General features: G+C 63.9%; 16 protein-coding genes. 7 read left to right on the forward strand and 9 right to left on the reverse strand.

Features of this window, described 5'->3' with window-relative positions; genetic code table 11:
* Window positions 1-52: 52 nt before the first annotated feature.
* The 4 genes from JMY29_RS12010 to JMY29_RS12025 all read left to right on the forward strand — a co-directional run bounded on the left by JMY29_RS12010 (window position 53) and on the right by JMY29_RS12025 (window position 6,600).
* The gene (locus JMY29_RS12010; RefSeq protein WP_018776268.1) at window positions 53-1,558 is read left to right on the forward strand and encodes a malate:quinone oxidoreductase; all 1,506 of its coding nucleotides are present in this window, start codon (window positions 53-55) and stop codon (window positions 1,556-1,558) included.
* 68 nt (window positions 1,559-1,626) lie between these two features.
* On the forward strand, window positions 1,627-4,875 hold the full coding sequence (locus JMY29_RS12015) for an efflux RND transporter permease subunit (protein ID WP_189076839.1): 3,249 nt from the start codon (window positions 1,627-1,629) through the stop codon (window positions 4,873-4,875).
* Between the two features lie 139 nt (window positions 4,876-5,014).
* Window positions 5,015-6,139, forward strand: coding sequence for an LLM class flavin-dependent oxidoreductase (locus JMY29_RS12020; protein ID WP_189076838.1), 1,125 nt, complete (start codon window positions 5,015-5,017; stop codon window positions 6,137-6,139).
* Window positions 6,139-6,600: a MarR family winged helix-turn-helix transcriptional regulator gene (locus JMY29_RS12025; RefSeq protein ID WP_018776271.1), complete on the forward strand. Its 462-nt coding sequence runs from the start codon at window positions 6,139-6,141 to the stop codon at window positions 6,598-6,600. Before JMY29_RS12020 ends, JMY29_RS12025 begins: the two co-directional genes overlap by 1 nt.
* Here JMY29_RS12025 and JMY29_RS12030 read toward each other — a convergent pair.
* Both JMY29_RS12030 and JMY29_RS12035 read right to left on the reverse strand, forming a co-directional pair.
* A complete protein-coding gene (locus JMY29_RS12030) occupies window positions 6,597-7,403 on the reverse strand; it encodes a transglutaminase-like domain-containing protein (RefSeq protein ID WP_055972202.1) in 807 nt (268 codons plus the stop codon). The two genes, JMY29_RS12025 and JMY29_RS12030, sit on opposite strands and share 4 nt — an antisense overlap.
* A 70-nt stretch (window positions 7,404-7,473) precedes the next feature.
* Window positions 7,474-8,340, reverse strand: a complete 867-nt coding sequence (locus JMY29_RS12035) for a hypothetical protein (RefSeq protein WP_189076837.1) — start codon at window positions 8,338-8,340, stop codon at window positions 7,474-7,476.
* Between the two features lie 54 nt (window positions 8,341-8,394).
* On the opposite strand from JMY29_RS12035, the gene JMY29_RS12040 reads away from it, so the two are divergent.
* Window positions 8,395-9,063, forward strand: a complete 669-nt coding sequence (locus tag JMY29_RS12040) for a DUF1684 domain-containing protein (protein ID WP_189076836.1) — start codon at window positions 8,395-8,397, stop codon at window positions 9,061-9,063.
* Here JMY29_RS12040 and JMY29_RS12045 read toward each other — a convergent pair.
* Window positions 9,060-10,253, reverse strand: coding sequence for an SLC13 family permease (locus JMY29_RS12045; protein ID WP_064721765.1), 1,194 nt, complete (start codon window positions 10,251-10,253; stop codon window positions 9,060-9,062). The genes JMY29_RS12040 and JMY29_RS12045 overlap by 4 nt on opposite strands.
* Before the next feature lie 112 nt (window positions 10,254-10,365).
* On the opposite strand from JMY29_RS12045, the gene JMY29_RS12050 reads away from it, so the two are divergent.
* A complete protein-coding gene (locus JMY29_RS12050; RefSeq protein WP_189076835.1) occupies window positions 10,366-11,214 on the forward strand; it encodes a fumarylacetoacetate hydrolase family protein in 849 nt (282 codons plus the stop codon).
* An 18-nt stretch (window positions 11,215-11,232) separates the two neighbouring features.
* Window positions 11,233-11,718: a GtrA family protein gene (locus tag JMY29_RS12055; protein WP_026266912.1), complete on the forward strand. Its 486-nt coding sequence runs from the start codon at window positions 11,233-11,235 to the stop codon at window positions 11,716-11,718.
* Between the two features lie 70 nt (window positions 11,719-11,788).
* Here JMY29_RS12055 and JMY29_RS12060 read toward each other — a convergent pair whose 3' ends face one another.
* The 6 genes from JMY29_RS12060 to JMY29_RS12085 form a co-directional block, all read right to left on the reverse strand.
* Window positions 11,789-12,955, reverse strand: a complete 1,167-nt coding sequence (locus tag JMY29_RS12060; RefSeq protein WP_189076834.1) for a cysteine desulfurase family protein — start codon at window positions 12,953-12,955, stop codon at window positions 11,789-11,791.
* A 15-nt stretch (window positions 12,956-12,970) separates the two neighbouring features.
* Window positions 12,971-13,849 (reverse strand): carboxylating nicotinate-nucleotide diphosphorylase, encoded by an 879-nt coding sequence (gene nadC / locus JMY29_RS12065; RefSeq protein WP_189076833.1) that lies wholly within the window; start codon window positions 13,847-13,849, stop codon window positions 12,971-12,973.
* A complete protein-coding gene (locus tag JMY29_RS12070; protein WP_189076832.1) occupies window positions 13,842-15,575 on the reverse strand; it encodes an L-aspartate oxidase in 1,734 nt (577 codons plus the stop codon). The genes nadC and JMY29_RS12070 overlap by 8 nt, the downstream gene beginning before the upstream one ends.
* Window positions 15,576-15,614: 39 nt before the next feature.
* A complete protein-coding gene (gene nadA / locus JMY29_RS12075; protein ID WP_189076831.1) occupies window positions 15,615-16,922 on the reverse strand; it encodes a quinolinate synthase NadA in 1,308 nt (435 codons plus the stop codon).
* Entirely contained in the window at window positions 16,919-17,638 is a 720-nt protein-coding gene (locus tag JMY29_RS12080; RefSeq protein ID WP_189076830.1) for an NUDIX hydrolase, read from the reverse strand. The genes nadA and JMY29_RS12080 overlap by 4 nt, the downstream gene beginning before the upstream one ends.
* A 103-nt stretch (window positions 17,639-17,741) precedes the next feature.
* Entirely contained in the window at window positions 17,742-18,215 is a 474-nt protein-coding gene (locus tag JMY29_RS12085; protein ID WP_018776283.1) for an Lrp/AsnC family transcriptional regulator, read from the reverse strand.
* Between the last annotated feature and the right edge of the window lie 70 nt (window positions 18,216-18,285).

The following is an 18,285-nucleotide window of genomic DNA, read 5'->3' on the forward strand; positions in this document are numbered from 1 at the left end:
CTGCACGGGGATATTCTGTGACAGCCAGTGCCGCCGCTAACGGAGATTGATCGTGACCTTCATTTCCAAGACTCAACATGCCGACGTCGTCCTTATTGGCGGCGGAATCATGAGTGCCACCCTCGGTGCGTTCATCAAGCAACTTGAACCCACCTGGACCATCTCCCTGTTCGAACGACTCGACGAAGCGGGGCTCGAGAGCTCTGGACCGTGGAACAACGCCGGCACCGGACACGCTGCCCTGTGTGAGCTTAACTACTCACCGGCAGCCAAGGACGGTTCCGTGGATCCTTCCAAGGCCCTCCACATCAACGAGCAGTTCCAGCTCTCACGCCAGTTCTGGTCCCACTTGGTGGACAGCAAGGTGATCGGATCGCCCAAGGGCTTCATCAACACCGTTCCGCACATGAGCTTCGTCATTGGCGAGGACCACGCGAAATTCCTCAAGACCCGCTACGAGGCCCTCAAGCCCAACACGCTGTTCCGCAGCATGGAGTACACCGAGGACCAGGACCAAATCGCCAAGTGGGCACCCCTGATCGTCAAGGGCCGTGACCGCAAGCAGCGTGTCGCCGCCACCCGCGCAGCGGAAGGCACCGACGTCGATTTCGGCGCCCTCACCCGCGAGCTGACCGGTTACCTGCAGGGCAGCGGCGCCGAGGTCAACTACGGCCACGACGTCACCAACATCAACCGCGCAGCAGGCGGCGGCTGGGATCTGTCCATCAAGCATGCCAAGTCCGGCGAGCACGGCCGTATCCACGCCAACTTTGTCTTCGTTGGCGCCGGCGGCGGTGCGCTCCACCTGCTGCAGGCCTCCGGCATCCCGGAAAGCAAGGGCTACGGCGGATTCCCCGTATCGGGACAGTTCTTCCGCTGCACCGATGATGCCATCACCTCCCAGCACAGTGCCAAGGTCTACGGCCAGGCCTCGGTCGGCGCTCCCCCGATGTCCGTACCCCACCTGGACACCCGCTTTGTGGACGGAAAGCGTTCCCTCCTGTTCGGTCCTTACGCCGGCTTCTCCACCAACTTCCTGAAGACTTCCAGCTACCTTGACCTTCCCCTGTCCATCCGCCCGGGGAACATCATCCCCATGCTGGCAGTGGCCAAGGACAACATGGATCTCACGGCCTACCTCATCAAGGAGGTTGCCAAGCGGCACGAAGCCAAGGTGGAATCGCTGCGCGAGTACTACCCCGAGGCCGTCGGCAGCAACTGGGAACTGATCACTGCCGGCCAGCGTGTACAGATCATCAAGAAGCATCCCCAGAAGGGTGGTGTCCTGCAGTTCGGCACCGAGGTCATCGCCTCCCGCGACGGCTCCATCGGCGCCCTCCTCGGTGCATCGCCTGGAGCGTCCACGGCTGTGCCGATCATGATCGAACTCCTGCAGAAGTCCTTCCCCAAGAACTTCAAGGGATGGCAGTCCAAGCTCAAGGACATGATGCCGGGCTACGGCGTCAAGCTCAATGAGAACCCGGACCTTGCCGCCGAACTGGAGGCCAGCACAGCCAGGTCCCTGCAATTGGAAGTGGCCAACGCCGTCCAGGGCTAGGCCACACCCCGGGGCTGCGGCCGGTTCCCGTCAGACGAATCGTTTCGTAGACCACAGGAGTCGATGCAATGTTCCGCCTGGCCAAGCTTTCCCTGGGCAACCGGGCCCTGATCGCGCTGATCACCGTCTTTGCGGCGGTGTTCGGCGTGATCACCATGGGGTCGCTGAAGCAGGAACTCATCCCGTCCATCGAGTTCCCGCAGATCACAGTTGTCACCTCCATGCCAGGCGCTTCGCCGGAGGTGGTGGACAAGCAGCTGAGCCAGCCCCTTGAAACTGCGCTGAACAGCGTCGAAGGACTTGAATCAACCTCGTCCACCTCACGCAACGGCGTCTCGCAGATCACCATGGTGTTCACCTATGGCTCTAATCTCGATCGCGCACGCAACCAGATCGACCGGGCCATTTCCAACGCCAAGCGAGTGCTGCCCGCCAACGTGGAGCCCCAGTCCATCGCGGGCAACATCAGCGACTTCCCGATCGTCTACCTGGCCGTTTCGTCCGACAAACCGTTGAGTGAACTCAACGCGGACCTGCTCAGGCTCAGCGTGCCCCGCCTCCAGAAGATCGACGGCGTCCGGGGGGCCGACGTGACTGGCGGCGCCAGCCAGCACATCCTGATCCAGCCCCGCCAGGCCGATCTCGCCTCAACGGGAGCCTCGGTCCAAGCCATCAGCAGCGCGCTGAAGAACAACGGGACCCTGGTTCCCGTCGGCACCATCGAGGACCAGGGCAAAACGCTCTCCCTCCAACTCGGCAGTCCTGTGGACTCCCTGGACGTCATCAAGGGACTTCCGCTGGCAGGAACCAGCAAAGCCACCACCATCGGTGCCGTAGCAGACGTCAGCATCGAAGACGACGCCGCCACATCAATTACGCGAACCAACGGCAAGCCGACGTTGGCCCTGTCCGTCACGAAGAAGCCCGAGGGCGATACTGTGGCGATCTCCCATGCTGTCCGTGACGCCATCGGGACGATGGAAGAGGAACTGGGGAACAACGCCACCTTCACTCCTGTTTTTGACCAGGCCCCGTTCATTGAGAAATCCATCAAGGACCTCACCACTGAAGGGCTCCTGGGCCTTGGCTTTGCCGTGGCGGTCATCCTGGTGTTCCTGATGTCCGTCCGCTCGACCTTGGTCACGGCAGTGTCCATTCCGCTGTCCCTGCTGATAACTTTCATTGGCATCTCTGCCACCGGGTACTCACTGAACATCCTCACGCTGGGCGCCCTCACCATTGCCATCGGGCGTGTGGTGGATGACTCAATCGTGGTGATCGAGAACATCAAACGGCACTTGAGCTACGGCGAACACAAGCTCACGGCCATCCTGACATCGATCCGCGAGGTGGCGGGGGCCATTACGGCGTCGACGCTGACGACGGTTGCAGTGTTCCTTCCGATTGCGTTCGTGGGCGATCTCGCCGGTGAGTTATTCCGCCCCTTCGCGCTGACCGTGACCATAGCTTTGTTGTCCTCGCTCCTGGTTTCCCTGACCATCGTCCCCGTACTGGCTTACTGGTTCCTGTCGTCGCCCAGGAAGGGCGCCGAGGCCGCTAACTCCGATACGGAAGGCTCCGGTAAGGAAACGGCGGAGAAAGCACGTGAAGCCGAGCAGCGGAGCCGGCTCCAGCGCGGTTACCTTCCGATCCTGACAAAGACCCAGAAGCACCCTGTCATCACCTTGTCCGCCGCAGCCCTGATCCTGGTGGCGACCATCGCCGTGTCACCGTTGCTGGCCACGGACCTGCTGGGCCGCTCCGGGGAGAACAGCATGACGGTCCGGCAGGTCCTGCCGGCCGGCACCAGCCTGCAGGCAACCAGTGAAGAGGCCACGAAGGTTGAGGATGCCCTCAAGGGCATCGAGGGCATCAAGGATGTGCAGGTAACCTCCGGCAACGCCCAGACCGGCTTCGCTGCCCTGACATCGACGGGTTCATCGAACTCGACGTTCACGATCGTCACCGACGAGAAAGTCAACCAGGGCAAGCTCCAGGAGGAAGTCCGGAACAAGCTGGCCGGGGCGGCAGGCAAGATCACCGTTGGCTCCCAGCAAGGCGGCTTCGGGACGTCCTCCACAGTGGATATCACCATCAAGGCTGCCAACTCCGCTGACCTGAAGACGGCCAGTGATGCCATGGTCAAGGCCATGGAGGGTGTTCCCGGCAGCACGGAAGTCTCAACCAACCTGGCATCCACACAGTCCGTGGTCCAGGTCCGGGTTGACCGTGCCAAGGCCGTGGCTGCGGGTTTGACCGAGGAACAAGTGGGTGCGTTCCTGGCCTCCACGGTCAGCCCCATCCCTGCCGGCACAGTCCGGATCGACACGGATGACTACCCGGTCCAGATCGGCCAAGGGACCCGGTTCACCAGCCTTGCCGCCGTTCGGGCGCTCCAGCTCCCCACGGCCCGCGGAGGCGTCGCGCTCGAGACCATCGCCGCCGTCGAACAAGTGGACACGCCGGTATCCATCACCAGCAGCAACGGCCAGCGGACCGCGCGGGTGACCGTCACGCCGTCGGGATCCAACCTCGGCAGCGTCAGCACCGCCGTGCAGGAGCGGCTCGCCAAGGTAGAGCTGCCCGCCGGAGTCACCGCCACCATCGGCGGCGCCACCACCCAGCAGGCGGAGTCTTTCCGCCAACTGGGCCTGGCGCTTCTGGCGGCGATTGCCATTGTCTACGTGATCATGGTGGCGGCATTCAAGTCACTCATCCAGCCCCTGATCCTGCTGGTCTCCGTGCCGTTCGCGGCCACAGGCGCCATCGGCCTCCTGTTGCTGACAGGTGTGCCGTTGGGCCTGCCGTCTCTGATCGGCATGCTGATGTTGGTGGGCATCGTGGTGACCAACGCGATTGTCCTGATCGACCTCATCAATCAATACCGGAAACCGCATGACGGCCGCCCCGGCATGAACGTCGCTGACGCCATCACCCATGGCGCCCGGCAACGTCTCCGCCCCATCCTGATGACGGCGCTGGCAACTGTTTTCGCTTTGACTCCGATGGCGCTGGGCCTGACAGGCGGTGGGGGCTTTATCTCGCAACCTTTGGCCATCGTCGTCATTGGCGGTCTTGTCTCTTCAACGGCCCTGACCCTGGTGCTGGTCCCTGTCCTGTACAAACTGGTGGAAGGACGCAGGGAGAAGAAGCAATTGCTGCGTGATCTGCAGGAGAAGCCAACTCCGGCACCCGGAAGCAACAGCCAGGGAAGCAATGGCCAGGGCGGCAGTGGTGCAGACGAGTTCCAGGACTGGACCACGGGCATGATCCCCCGGGTCAAGGGCCGCCGCGCGGCCCACAATCCCGGGGAGTAACTCCCCGACAATCACCCAAGCAGGGCCGGGAACAATTCCCGGCCCTGTCCTGTTACAGGCACTGATACATGCAAATGCATCTAGTTTGAGGTACACTGTTTACAGAGCCCGGGACCACGGGCAGGGAGAAAGGCACATCATGCAGATCGGCGTATTCAGCGTCAGCGACATCACGACTGACCCCACAACGGGCCGCACGCCCACCGAAAACGAGCGCATCAAGGCGTCCGTTGCCATCGCCAAGAAGGTCGAAGAAATCGGCATGGATGTCTACGCCCTGGGCGAGCACCACAACCGCCCGTTCTTCTCCTCCTCCCCCACCACCACGTTGGCTTACATCGCTGCCCAGACAGAGCGCATCACGCTGTCCACTGCGACCACACTGATCACCACCAACGACCCCGTGAAGATCGCAGAAGACTTCGCCATGCTGCAGCACCTCTCCGATGGTCGCGTGGACCTCGTGCTCGGTCGCGGCAATACGGCGCCCGTGTACCCCTGGTTCGGCAAGAACATCCAGGACGGCATCGAACTCGCGATCGAGAACTACAGCCTGCTCCGCAAGCTCTGGGATGAGGACACTGTCAACTGGTCCGGCAAGTTCCGTACCCCGCTGCAGAACTTCACTTCGACGCCGCGGCCGCTCGACGACGTCGCTCCCTTCGTCTGGCACGGCTCCATCCGCACTCCCCAGATCGCGGAGGTTGCTGCTTACTACGGCGATGGCTTCTTCGCCAACAACATCTTCTGGCCGAAGGAGCACTACCAGCAGTTGATCGGCCTGTACCGTGAGCGCTACGAGCACTACGGCCACGGCAAGGCAGACCAGGCGATCGTTGGCCTCGGCGGCCAGTTCTTCATGAGGAAGAACTCCCAGGACGCCGTCAAGGAATTCCGTCCGTACTTCGACAACGCCCCGGTTTACGGACACGGCCCGTCGCTGGAGGACTTCACGTCGCAAACGCCCCTGACCGTCGGCAGCCCGCAGGAAGTCATCGAGAAGACCCTGACCTTCCGTGAAGCGTTCGGCGACTACCAGCGCCAGTTGTTCCTGATCGACCACGCCGGTCTTCCCCTGAAGACCGTCTTGGAGCAACTGGACCTCTTTGGCGAGGAAGTCCTGCCGGTCCTGCGCAAGGAGTACGCCGCCATGAAGCCCGCACACGTGCCGGATGCGCCCACCCACGCCTCCCGCGTGGCAGCCGCCCTGGAAGCCAAGGTCACCGAATCGGCTACCGCCGGTGCAGCGCGCCAGGACGCCTGATGCCCGCCCCTTCGGGGTCCTCTGCCGTCCGCCTCGCCGCCGAAACCTGGGAGTCCTTGTTCCGCTCCCAGGTGGCGGTGATGCGGAAGCTGCAGTCCGGACCGGCCTTCAAGACCCTGCCCGTGAAGGAATACGACGTCCTGTTCACGCTCTCGCGCTGCCCGTCAGGCCAACTGCGCCTGAACGAGATCAACGACAAAGTGCTGCTGAGCCAGTCCAGCTTGAGCCGCTTGGTGGACCGCTTGGAGAAGCGCGGACTCGTGGAGCGGACCACCGCCCCCGACGACGGCCGCGGGGTCCTGCTGGCCCTCACCGAGGCGGGACGGGAACTTCAAAAAACCATCGGGCGCGAACACGTGCGCGACATCGCAACCCTGGTGGCGCCCGCTCTCACGGCCGATGAACAGCGCGAACTCTTGCGGTTGACCGAGAAGCTCCGAGCCTCAGTGGCCGGACACTAGCGCAGGCTGACGAGCTCCCGGTGGTTCTCCACCGGGAGCTCTCCGTTGATGGAAGCGCTGACCTTCAGGGTCTTCAGCGAGAGACTTCCACCCACCGTGGAAAGAAATGCAGTGTCCGAGGAGTCACGCCCGGCGGTGATGCGGAGCATGGATTCACGCGGCGCCAGGCCAGTGGGATCAATGATCCGCCAGGACCCGTCAACATAGGCTTCGGCCACCGCATGGAAATCCATGGGGCTCAGGCCGGGGGCGTAGACGGCAGCAAGGCGCGCAGGCACATCCTTGGAGCGCAACAAGGCAATGGCGAGGTGGGCAAAGTCCCTGCACACACCCTTGCGGTGCAGCAGGGTTTCCACGGCTCCATCCGTCCCCCGCGACGAGCCACTGACGTAGCGGAGCTCTCCGTGGACCCAGTCACGAACTGCGTGGAGCAGTTCGGCACCCTGCAGGCCGCCGAACTCGGCATAGGAGGTGGGCAGCAGCCTGTCCGACTCCGCGTAACGGCTTGGCCTGACATACCGGATGAGCTCCATGGGAGTGGACGTATCGGGAACGGCATAGCCGTGGACACTTGCCCGGTAGTCCACCGTTACTTCGCTGGGCTCGGCGAACTCAAGATAGTGGAACCGTCCACCATGGTGGTCGCTGAGTTCGGCTACAGGAAGTTCCTCGCCCGCAACAGTGACCGATAGGTTCTCGGTCACCAGGTCATAGCCTGGGTTGTTGGCCACGGCAATGGCCATGGCCACTTTGGTGTTGGCCGCGGTCTTGAAAACGAGCGTGGCAGCAACGTTGCGTTCCATTGATCTCCGGACTGGGTTGCGGCGCGCGGCCCCCAACGCCGCCGAGTGTGTGGATCAGCCAACCCCAGGACTACGGATTGACCTTCAGAGACAGTAGCATCCGCTGGACGTTGGCGAATTCAGAATCGTGGGCCACGTATTTAGCGGCCAGGTCCAGCGTATCGAAAGACTTCACGGGCGCCACTTTTTCCTCGGCAGCGAAGGCATGCAGGGCAAGGACATCCCCGAACGAGAAGTCGCCTTTTCCTGCCGGTCCCTGTACGCGGTTGACGAGCTCGCACGCCTGGCCGTCAACGCCGGCCACCATGTTGGTAATCCCATAGGAACCGAAGAACCTATACCCCTGGATGACGCGGAAGACCATCCGCGGATCAATGGTGTCCGGCCCGTCGGAGTGCGGTACGTCAACGGGCGTGCTGCTGATCACCACGTAGGGCTTCCCCTGCCCCGCAGGGCAGGCAGCCGGAGCGGACGGAGGCAACCCTGTTTGGAGGGTGGCTATGTATTTCCCTGCGCCATCTTTGACTTCCACCTTGACGGCGCCAGCCAACGAGCCGGCGGCAGGTTCTGCGGATTGCGTGATCCAGTCCTTCGGAAGCTCGAAACTGACGCTCTTGGCGGCATCCGTATAGGTTTTCCAGGACAGGGCCGTGGGCGCCGGATCCGGACCCGTGGTCGGTGACCCGGAAGGAACGTCCGTTCCGCTCGAGCCGGCCGGAGATGTCGCTCGGCTGGCCTCAGTGGTGGGGGGCGTCGTCGAGCCTTCAGGCGCCCCGGTCCCCGATTCGGAACTGTTCGGCCGCGAAGTCGCTGTAGCGGTGACCTGTGGGCCCTTGTTTTCGGATGAGCATGCCGCTGTGCCCACCACCATGGAACCCGCAAGCGCCACGGCGGCTAGTTTGAGCGGAATGCCGCCCGGATTCCTCGTGCCAGTCATGAGGACAGCCTAGCGGCGGGGGTGCCGCGACACGCACAGGTCTAGGCTGAGGGTATGGCCCCTACTCAGCACGACGAATCCGAGGACACTATCCCCACGATGTCCGCAGTAGACATAGCTGACTGGCGTCTGAAGACCTTCGCCCTCTATGACAAGGTCCGGCAACTCGCAGCGACCAATCCCTTCGATGCACACGTGTACTGGCGCCAGGAGCGGGACCTGATGTTTGCCACGCATCCTGCCTCTGCCCTCACGCCGGAGATGAAGGCATCGTTTTCCGGATTGCAGACCGCCGGGTACGACCCCGCCTACCGGTTCCATGCCGTGCTCCAGCCGGAAGGCCAGGGACAGGAAATGAATGTCCAGACCGGGACTGACGGAGTGGTGCCATTCACCCGGATCGGCACGTTTGAACTGCCCGGACTTGGCTCCTTGGCTGTTTGGCAGCTCCGGAGCTACGGCGGCGGGATCTTCGTCCCGTTCCGTGATGCGACCGCCGGCAAACAGGGTGGCAGCTACGGTGCCGGCAGGTACCTTCTGGACACCATCAAAGGTTCATTCCACGGGACGAGGGGAACGGGCGCCGGGCAGGAGTTCACCCTCGATTTCAACTTCGCCTACAACCCCTCATGCGCCTACAACGAGGCCTGGGCGTGCCCGCTCGCAGGCCCGGCCAACAGGTTGGCTGCGGAGGTGCCGGTCGGCGAACTGTACGCAGGCTAGCCGAACAACCCACCTGGTCCAAAGGCTGCGAGCGCCGCAATGGCGGCGACTATGGTCAGCGGTGCCACCAGCAGGCCCATCACCGCGTAGCCCTGCCATTTCACGTGTACGTTCATCCGCATCAGCCTGTCGTGCCACAGCAGTGTTGCCAAGGACGCCCAGGGGGCAATCAACGGACCTGCGTTGACGCCCACCAGCAACGCCGCCATCCTTTCCGGGGTTCCTGCCAGCGGTTCGGCCAGAAGGTAGGCCGGCAGGTTGTTGACGACGTTTGAGCCGAGGGCACCGGTCATGGCGAGCCGTAGGAGTTCGATGAAGCCACTGCCCTGGCCCGCCACTTCACCGAGTATTGCTGATGCGCCCAGGTACTGGGTGGCCTCGACAACCAGGAACAGGCCACAGGTGAACAGGAGCAGCGACCAGGGAATCAGCGTGATCTTCAGGACCGCGGGTCGCCGAAGAACGAACAGGACTGCCAGGACCGCCGCTGCGAGGGATGCCGGAATCCAGATGGCAGCTCCTGACACCAGCGCCGGCAGCAGCAGCACCAGAACCACCGCGCTGCCCACCAGCAGAAGGCGGTCGGGGGCCTTGGCCGTGGAAGCGACCGTCGGGCGGGATTCATCCAGGCCATAGCTCTTGCGCAGTTCGCGCCGGAAAACGAGGGCGATGAAGGCCAGTGGCACCAGGATGGCGGCAAGCGAGGGCGCCCACATGAGCTGGGCGAATTGGGCCGGGGTGATCCCACCCAGGTTGTGCTGCGCCAGGAGGTTGGTGAGGTTCGAGATGGGCAGCAGCAGGCTGGCTGTGTTGGCCAGCCACACAGTTGTCAGCGCGAAAGGCAGGACAGGCAGTCCTGCCTGCCGGGCCACGGTGACCACGACGGGAGTGAGGAGGACCGCCGTCGTATCCAGGGACAGGAAGATTGTGCTCAAGGTGGCGAACAGCGCCAGCAGCAACCACAGCAGGACGCTGCGTCCCCTCCCCCATCTGCGCAAATGCCGGGCGACCCATTGGAAGGTGCCGGCTTCACTGACGAGTTCGGTTACCACGGTCATGGCGACGACAAATGCCAGGATCGGAGCTACCCGGTCCACGAGGACCGCTACCTCGTGCCACGGCAGGACCCCCGTGGCCACGGTTACCCCGCCCGCTACAAGCAGAATCAACCCGATAATCGCCAGACGCATGAGAGGGATTCTAAGCCCCGCGCCTGTGGGGTTCCCTCCACGGCACGGCAGATTACGACGGCGTCGGGCGCCTCAAGTGCGGCATCACCGACGGAGGACGTAGGATGTCATCATGACTTCAGCCCCCGCGCGTCGAATCGCCCGCGTCCGCCCCCTCGATCCGGCTTCACCGGACGAGCACTTCTTTGTAGCAAACGACGCCCCGGATTTCGCGTCCGCGGAGGGGAAAATATGGTCCGTCATCGACTCCCCGTTTCCGTCATCCCGGGCCAATGCGCCCAGCCCTTCGCGCGGGGGCTGGGAAAAGGGTTCGGAAGTCACTGAAGACGCCTTCACGTTCCTTGCGCCGTCCGTGCCGGTCAACGTCTTCGGCATGGCCCACAACACCGGACAACCCGGCCGCGACCTGCCTCCCCAGGCCTTCCACAAGGCGGCCTCGAGCGTGATTGGCCCGGGCGAAGCCATCCAGCTCAGCACGTCCGTCGGCCATGTGGATCCCGAAGCGGAGCTAACGATCGTGGTTGGCCGTGCGGCGCGGAACCTGACCCTGGAAACCGCCCGGTCCGCAGTCCTGGGCTTCACCATCGGCAACGATGTTTCAGCCCGGGACCTGCAAAAGAGCGATGAACTGTGGATCAGCGCCAAGAGCCAAGACACTTTCACCCCGGCCGGCCCGTGGATAGTGACCACCGTGGACTACCCCCGGCTGGGCATCGGGATCATTCACAACGGAACCGCCTTGAAGCCGGCCAGCACCGCCGATCTTGGCTGGAACGTCGAGGAGATCCTCGTCTACCTCACCTCGTTCATGACTCTCCAGCCCGGCGATCTGGTCCTCACCGGCTTCCCGGCCGAAAGCGCGCGCATCCACCCCGGCGACACCGTGGTGTGCAGCATCGAAGGAATCGGCGAGCTCAGCAACCCCGTGACCGGCGCCTCCTGGGAGGAACTGCCGGCATAGTGTGTCAGGCTTAACCCCATGGAGACAGCTGCGGACGCCACAGGGCTACTGCCGTCTCCTCCTCACAAACCACCCCGGAAAAGGCATCGCGGCGTACTGAGATACCCCGTCGTGAGGCAGCTGCTGCGCTTCACCGGCGTCGGGATTATCTGTACGGGAAGCTCGCTGGCCATCTACGCGTTGCTGCGTCCACTCATCGACCCGCAACTGGCCAATGCCGTGGCGTTGATCCTGACCTCACTCATGAACACGGCGCTTAACCGCCGCCTGACGTTCAAGATCACTGGCAGTAAAAAGCGTGCGCGGGACCACCTAAGCGGCGTGCTCGTGATAGGCATCGCGTTGCTGATCACAGGTGGCAGCTTGGGTGTCCTGCATCTTTTCAAGCCGGAAGCCAGCGTCGCCGAGGAACTCTGGACCACTACCTTGTCCGGGTTCGTGGCCACCGCCGTCCGTTTCACCTTGCTGCGTCACTGGATTTTCCGGCGGGCGCGGCACGTCTAACACGGCACGTCCAACACGGCGCGTCCGGCACCGAGCACCCGGCGCCGAGCACCGGGCGCAGCGCACGGCGTCAGCCGGCTTGCGGGGCCGCGAGGTTCCTGACACGCGCGACGGCGGTTTCCACCGCCCCGGCGGCCCTCTCCAGTTCTTTGTCGGTGATGGTGGAAGTGAAGCTGAAGCGAACCGCCGTCTGGGCGGTTTCCGGAGCGATGCCCAACGCCACCAAAACCGGCGACGGCGCATCTGATCCAGCAGCACACGCCGAACCGCTGGAGCACACGACTCCCAGGCGTTCGAGTTCCAGCAGGACCGATTCGCCGCTGGTTCCCGGGAAGCAGAAGGACGCGACCGACGGCAAGCGCCGGCTCCGATGTCCTGTCAGCATGGCGTCAGGAACGGTGTCCAAAACCCGCTGAATGAAGGTCTCACGCAAGAGCGCAACGCGGTCCGCCTGTTCCCGCTGTTCGGCATGGGAGAGCGCCAGGGCCGTGGACAAAGCGACGGCTCCGGCCACGTTTTCCGTTCCCGAACGTTTGCCCCGCTCCTGCCCGCCTCCGTGCATGAGGGGTTCCAGGCGCAGCCGGCCTTTGACGAACAAGGCTCCGGAACCCTTCGGCGCCCCCAATTTATGCGCTGAAATGCTCATGGCATCAACGCCGAGCTCCTTCACATCCAGCGGACACCACCCCGCAGCCTGTACGGCGTCCGTGTGGAAGGGAACACCGGCATCGTGGGCAACCTCTGCCAGGTCGGCGATAGGTTGCACGGTTCCGATTTCATTGTTCGCGTACATGATGCTCACCAGGGCGGTCCCCGGCTGAAGGACGCTGCGCAGCGCGTCCACAGTGACAACACCGTCGCTGTCTACCGGCACGACATCCACCACAAAACCGTGGACCCGTTCCAGGTAGCGCGCCGATTCCTCCACCGCCGGATGTTCGACGGCGCTGATCACCACCCGCTTCAATGCAGGGTCAGCCTCCCGCCGCGCCAATGCGATGCCTTTGACGGCAAGGTTGTCCGCTTCGGTGCCACCCGAGGTGAACGTGACCTCGCCGGGGCGGCAGTTGAACACTTTCGCGACGCCGGACCGTGCCGCCGCGAGCGCCGCCGCTGCCGATTCACCCAGCGTGTGGTGGCTTGAGGGATTGCCGAACTCGCCGCTGAGATAGGGCCACATGGCCTCCAGCACTTCGCGGCGGACCGGCGTGGTGGCAGCGGCGTCGAGGAAGATCATGACCGGAGCCGGCTTTCAGTTCCGGCCCGTGGTGAGTTCGATGTCGAGGCCAAGGTCCAGGGCGTTCACGCTGTGGGTCAGGCCGCCGATGGAGATGACATCCACTCCTGCTGCGGCGATGCCGGTGACGGTGTCCAGGTTTACGTTGCCGCTGGCTTCCACGATGGCCCGGCCATCAACCTGCTTGACGCCGGCACGCAGCTCCTCCAGGGAGAAGTTGTCCAGCATGATGGTGTCCACGCCCGCTGCCAGCACTGGTTCGATCTGCTCTGCGCTGTCCACTTCGACTTCGAAGTGGGTGGTGTGGCCAAGCTGGGCTTTGGCAGCGATCAGCAGCTCAGTCAGTTTGCCGGCGTCGCCGCCGGTCATGACGGCGAGGTGGTTGTCCTTGGCGAGCACGGCGTCGGAGAGGCTGTAACGGTGGTTCGCTCCCCCGCCGCAGCGGACGGCGTAGCGCTCCAGCACCCGCAGCCCGGGGGTGGTCTTGCGGGTATCGGTGATCCGGGCCCGCGTCCCTTCCACCAGCCGGACGAACTCTGCGGTTTTGGTGGCGATCGCGCTCATGCGCTGCACCAGGTTCAGGCCCACCCGCTCGGCCAGCAGGATCGAGCGCGCACTGCCGCTGACGCGTGCAAGGTGGGTTCCGGCGTCGAAAGCTTCACCATCGGCGAGGAGCAACTCCACTTCGGTGGCCGGATCAACTGTCTTCATGGCGTCGCGGAACACGGTTCCGCCGCTGAACACGCCGGGGACCCTGGCGTTGAGGACCGCCACGGCCTGCGCCTCAGCCGGAATGAGCAGCTGGGACGTGATGTCCCCGCTGGGCGCATCCTCCGCGAAGGCCCGTTCCAAAATATCCCGCACGGGGGCTGCGGGGAGGGTCAGGTTAGTCATGGACGAGGCTCACTTTCCGGCTCATGGTGTAACGCTTGTCAAAATCGTCGACGGCGGCTGGTGCCTTCACGCTGTCGCTGCGGTAATGCGCCCCCACTGACTCCCGCCGTTCCCGGGCAGCCCTCACGAGCAACTGGGCGGCCAGCAGAAGGTTGGCGTCCTCGTGTACGCGGACATCCAGGGACTCCGGAACGCTCAAGGGACCGGCAGCCTCTTCCCATTCCCCCAAGACCTCTGCGGCCTCAGCCAACAACTCCCCGCTCCGGAGCACGCCAGCCTTGGCGGTCATCAGCCGCCGAAGGGCCTGCCGCGAGAACCCGCTGGCTCCCGCTGGCGCGGCGGTTTCGCTGAAGGTTCCGCTGCGATTGTCGCCTGCCGGGGTCCCGGCAGCGTGCATAAAAGCGAGGCCGCCCGCGGCCGAGTCGGCACGCAGAGGGGCTCCGTCAGACGACTCACCGTTCGACCCAAGGAACCCTTCAACAGCCCTGCGCCCGAACACCAGTCCTTCAAGCAGGGAGTTACTGGCCAGCCGGTTTGCCCCCTGCACACCGGTGCACGCGACTTCACCGGCAGCCAGCAGCCCGGGAACCGAAGTCCGGCCGTGGAGGTCCGTTACCACCCCACCCATCCAGTAGTGCGCCGCCGGTGCCACGGGAACCAGGTCCTTGGTCCAGTCGAGGCCGGCCTGGCGGGTGTGCCGACTCAGGGTTGGGAAGCGCTTTTCCAGGAACCCTGCACCGCGCGACTCTTCAATGACGGTGGCGTCGAGGAACACGTGCCCGTTGGGGTCGCCCAACGTGTCAAGGTGCAGGGCGATGCTGCGCGAGACCACATCGCGCGGCGCCAGCTCCGCGTCCGAATGGTAGTCCGGCATGAAGGGATAGCCGTTGGCGTCAAGAAGAATGGCGCCTTCGCCGCGGACTGCCTCGGAAATCAGCAGGGGGTGTGCATCGCCGTCTGCTTCTTGGGGGGCTCCACCGGGCACCATGCAGGTGGGGTGGAACTGGAAGAACTCGAGGTCAGCCAGTGCAGCTCCTGCCCGCCACGCGAGTGCCAGGCCGTCGGCTGTGGCCACGGAGGGGTTGGTGGTTTGGGCGAACAGCTGCCCGGCGCCTCCCGTGGCAAGAAGAACGGCGTCGCCACGGAGGCTCTGCCCACGTCCCTCGTGGAGGAAGTTGACGCCTGCCACCTGGCCTGCTTGGTGGATCAGGTCCGTGACCTGGGCATGCCCGATCACCTGGATCCTGCCCTGCGCCTGGAAGTCCAGGACGGTCCTGATCAGGGCCGAGGCTACTCCTGCACCGGTGGCGTCGCCGCCCGCGTGGAGGATCCGTGGCGCCGAATGCGCTGCCTCGAGTCCAAGTGCAGGGTCGCCGTCGTCGTCAAGATCGAACCGCACACCGAACCGCCCGAGCCCTGCGATGTCCCGCCGCGCTTCGGTGCAAAGCACCCGAACGGCTTCTTCGTTGCAATGACCGGCGCCGGCCCGCAAGGTGTCGGCGATGTGGGCAGCTACGGTGTCACCGGGAGCGGGTTCATCCAGCACGGCGGAGATCCCTCCCTGCGCATAGTAGGTGTTGCTGTCCGCGAGCGCGCCTTTGGTCAGCAGCACCACTTCCGCACCGGCCTCTGCGGCAAGCAAGGCAGAGTACAGGCCGGCGATGCCGCTTCCGACGACGATCAACCGCCCATGTGCGGTCTTTCCAGCCAGGCTCTCTGTAGTCATGTGGGGCTCGATTCGGCTAGGTCTGATGTGCCGGGTCGGCTATGCGGGCTTCGCGGCCAGCATGCGTTCCAGGGCAATCTTCGCGTTGTCCTGTACGGCGTCGTCCACAGTGATGCGGTTGACGATGCGGCCCTCGACAAGTTCCTCAAGCACCCAGGCCAGGTAGCCGGGGTGGATGCGGTACATGGTGGAGCACGGGCAGATCACGGGGTCCAGGCAGAAGATGGTGTGCTGCGGGTTTTCCGCAGCCAAGCGGTTCACCATGTTGATCTCTGTACCGATGGCGAACGTGGTGGGTTCGGTGGCGGCGGCAATCGCCTTCTTGATGAAGTCGGTGGAACCGGCAGAATCGGCGGCGTCAACAACTTCCATGGGGCATTCGGGGTGCACGATGACGTTGACGCCCGGGAAGTCCTGGCGGGCTTTTTCGATCTGGCCCACGTTGAAGCGCTTGTGCACCGAGCAGAAGCCATGCCAGAGAATCACCCGGGAGTCCAGGAGCGTCTGCTCGTCATTGCCGCCCAGTTCCTTGCGTGGATTCCACATCGGCATCTGTTCCAGCGGGACGCTCAGTGCCTTGGCGGTGTTACGGCCCAGGTGCTGATCCGGGAAGAACAGGACGCGCTGGCCACGCTCGAAGGCCCATTCCAGGACCACCTTGGCATTGGAGGAGGTGCAGACGATGCCGCCGTTGCGACCACAGAAGGCCTTCAGCGCTGCTGAGGAGTTCATGTAGGTAACGGGGATGACGGGAACCCTGCCCTGTTCGTCCACCCCGGTGCCGAAAATCTCTTCGAGCTGTTCCCAGCATTCCTCAACGGAGTCTTCGTCCGCCATGTCTGCCATGGAGCAGCCCGCGGCGAGATTGGGCAGGATCACCGCTTGCTCGGGGGTGGAAAGGATGTCGGCGGTTTCGGCCATGAAGTGCACGCCGCAGAAGATGATCGCCTCGGCGTCGGGCTTGGTGAGGGCCGCGTTGGCCAGCTGGAAGGAGTCGCCCACAAAATCCGCGTACTGGATGACTTCGTCACGCTGGTAGAAGTGCCCCAGGATGACGGCCCGGTCCCCGAGAGTCGCTTTGGCGGCGCGGATGCGGGCATCCAGTTCGGCATCTGTGGCCTTCTTGTACTCTTCCGGAAGCTGGCCTTGTCGCGGCGTCGCCTTGGGTGCGACGTCGCTGCTGGAGGCGCCCGGGCCGTAGGCGGGCTCGCCGGAGAGGGCTTCGGCAAGGTCGTATTCCCAGGGACCCCTGGCCAGGGCCGGGCTGCACGTGGACCCTGCGCGGGAGAGGCCCTTTTCGGCTTCTTCGCGGGTGATCAGCTGGACGGCAGTGTTGACGCTGCTCATGGTGTACTCCTGTTATCTGGCCCGAGGCCGGGCGTGCCGGTGAAGCGGTAGAGGCGTGGTGGGCGGTGTTTTCCGCCTTGGAGGTATTCACCGGTTTCTTCGATTTCCGGTGTGGCCTTGATGTGTCTGCGGAAGTTCGCGGGATCGAGTTGCCGGTCCAGCACGGCCTCGTAGACTTCGCGGACCTGGGCCAGGGTGAAGTACTCCCCCAGCAGGTGGTAAGCAATGGACCCGTAGGCCATCTTGTTGCGCAGCCGCCACAGCGCGTAGTCCACGATTGCGTTGTGATCGAAGGCGAGTTCGCCCAGCCGGTCTGCGCGGAACCACCGGACGTTCTCGGATTCGTCCGCCAGCGCAGCCTCGGTGGGTTGCACCAATGCCCAGTAGACGATCGACACCACACGTTGCGTGGGCGAGCGGTGAAGTCCCCCGAAGGCATAGAGCTGCTCGAGGTAATGCGGCGTCAGTCCGGTGGTCTCGCGAAGGTTCCGTGATGCCGCGTCCTGCAGCGATTCGTCATGGGCAAGGGGACCGCCCGGGAGGGCCCACATGTCCCTATAGGGTTCTCGGATCCTGCGGACCAACGGCAGCCACAGCGTAGGACGGCCGGATGTTTCGCTGGGACGGAGGGCGAAAATCACCGTGGAAATAGCCAACGACGGCGGTGCGAGCCGCCTCTCGGCGACGTTTGCTGAGCTGGGGTTCACGGCGTTCACCTCGCTTCGTCGCCGTCCGGTCCAGGAACCGGAGCTTTAGTTAAAGTCATGTTGACTAGAACTAATGGTACGACTCTGCGCCCGGTCCGCAAAATGCTTTACGTCACACTGCCTTCGCCGCCGCCTCCATCAGCGGCAAGGTGCGGCCTTGGATATGGCTGTTGAGCACTATCACGGAGGAACAGCGGACCACGGATTTGGTGGCAATCATGGCATCGAGCACGCGCTGCATGTCCGGATTGGACCGGGCGGCGATCCGCACCATGAGGTCGGAGTTCCCCGTAACCGTGTGGACCTCGATGATCTCGGGAATGGCGCTGAGGCTCTCAATGATGGCGTCGTGGCCGATCTCCTGGGTGATGGTGACCGAACAGAACGCCACCACCGGGAAGCCAAAGTTGGCAGGATCGGGCTGCGGGACCCAGGAACCAATGACCCCGTTTTCAATCATCCGGTCAATCCGGGATTGCACCGTCGCCCGGGCAACCTTCAGTACCCGCGAGGCCTCCAGCACGGAAGATCGCGGCGAATCAGTGAAGAAACGTACAATTCTTGCATCAAGCGCATCGACCAGCATCAAAGTTCCTGTCCCCGGGGTTCTCTACTCATCACATCGCCTAAGCAAAAAGTGATGTATCTTACAAACT

Source organism: Paenarthrobacter nicotinovorans, from assembly GCF_021919345.1.
Classification (GTDB): Bacteria; Actinomycetota; Actinomycetes; order Actinomycetales; family Micrococcaceae; genus Arthrobacter; species Arthrobacter nicotinovorans.

Excerpts from the sequence above, each read along its gene's own strand:
- JMY29_RS12015 (WP_189076839.1), top strand. The coding sequence starts at position 1,627 with ATGTTCCGCCTGGCCAAGCTTTCCCTGGGCAACCGGGCCCTGATCGCG.
- JMY29_RS12020 (WP_189076838.1), top strand. The coding sequence starts at position 5,015 with ATGCAGATCGGCGTATTCAGCGTCAGCGACATCACGACTGACCCCACA.
- JMY29_RS12025 (WP_018776271.1), top strand. The coding sequence starts at position 6,139 with ATGCCCGCCCCTTCGGGGTCCTCTGCCGTCCGCCTCGCCGCCGAAACC.
- JMY29_RS12030 (WP_055972202.1), bottom strand. The coding sequence starts at position 7,403 with ATGGAACGCAACGTTGCTGCCACGCTCGTTTTCAAGACCGCGGCCAAC.
- JMY29_RS12035 (WP_189076837.1), bottom strand. The coding sequence starts at position 8,340 with ATGACTGGCACGAGGAATCCGGGCGGCATTCCGCTCAAACTAGCCGCC.
- JMY29_RS12040 (WP_189076836.1), top strand. The coding sequence starts at position 8,395 with ATGGCCCCTACTCAGCACGACGAATCCGAGGACACTATCCCCACGATG.
- JMY29_RS12045 (WP_064721765.1), bottom strand. The coding sequence starts at position 10,253 with ATGCGTCTGGCGATTATCGGGTTGATTCTGCTTGTAGCGGGCGGGGTA.
- JMY29_RS12050 (WP_189076835.1), top strand. The coding sequence starts at position 10,366 with ATGACTTCAGCCCCCGCGCGTCGAATCGCCCGCGTCCGCCCCCTCGAT.
- JMY29_RS12055 (WP_026266912.1), top strand. The coding sequence starts at position 11,233 with ATGGAGACAGCTGCGGACGCCACAGGGCTACTGCCGTCTCCTCCTCAC.
- JMY29_RS12060 (WP_189076834.1), bottom strand. The coding sequence starts at position 12,955 with ATGATCTTCCTCGACGCCGCTGCCACCACGCCGGTCCGCCGCGAAGTG.
- nadC (WP_189076833.1), bottom strand. The coding sequence starts at position 13,849 with ATGACTAACCTGACCCTCCCCGCAGCCCCCGTGCGGGATATTTTGGAA.
- JMY29_RS12070 (WP_189076832.1), bottom strand. The coding sequence starts at position 15,575 with ATGACTACAGAGAGCCTGGCTGGAAAGACCGCACATGGGCGGTTGATC.
- nadA (WP_189076831.1), bottom strand. The coding sequence starts at position 16,922 with ATGAGCAGCGTCAACACTGCCGTCCAGCTGATCACCCGCGAAGAAGCC.
- JMY29_RS12085 (WP_018776283.1), bottom strand. The coding sequence starts at position 18,215 with ATGCTGGTCGATGCGCTTGATGCAAGAATTGTACGTTTCTTCACTGAT.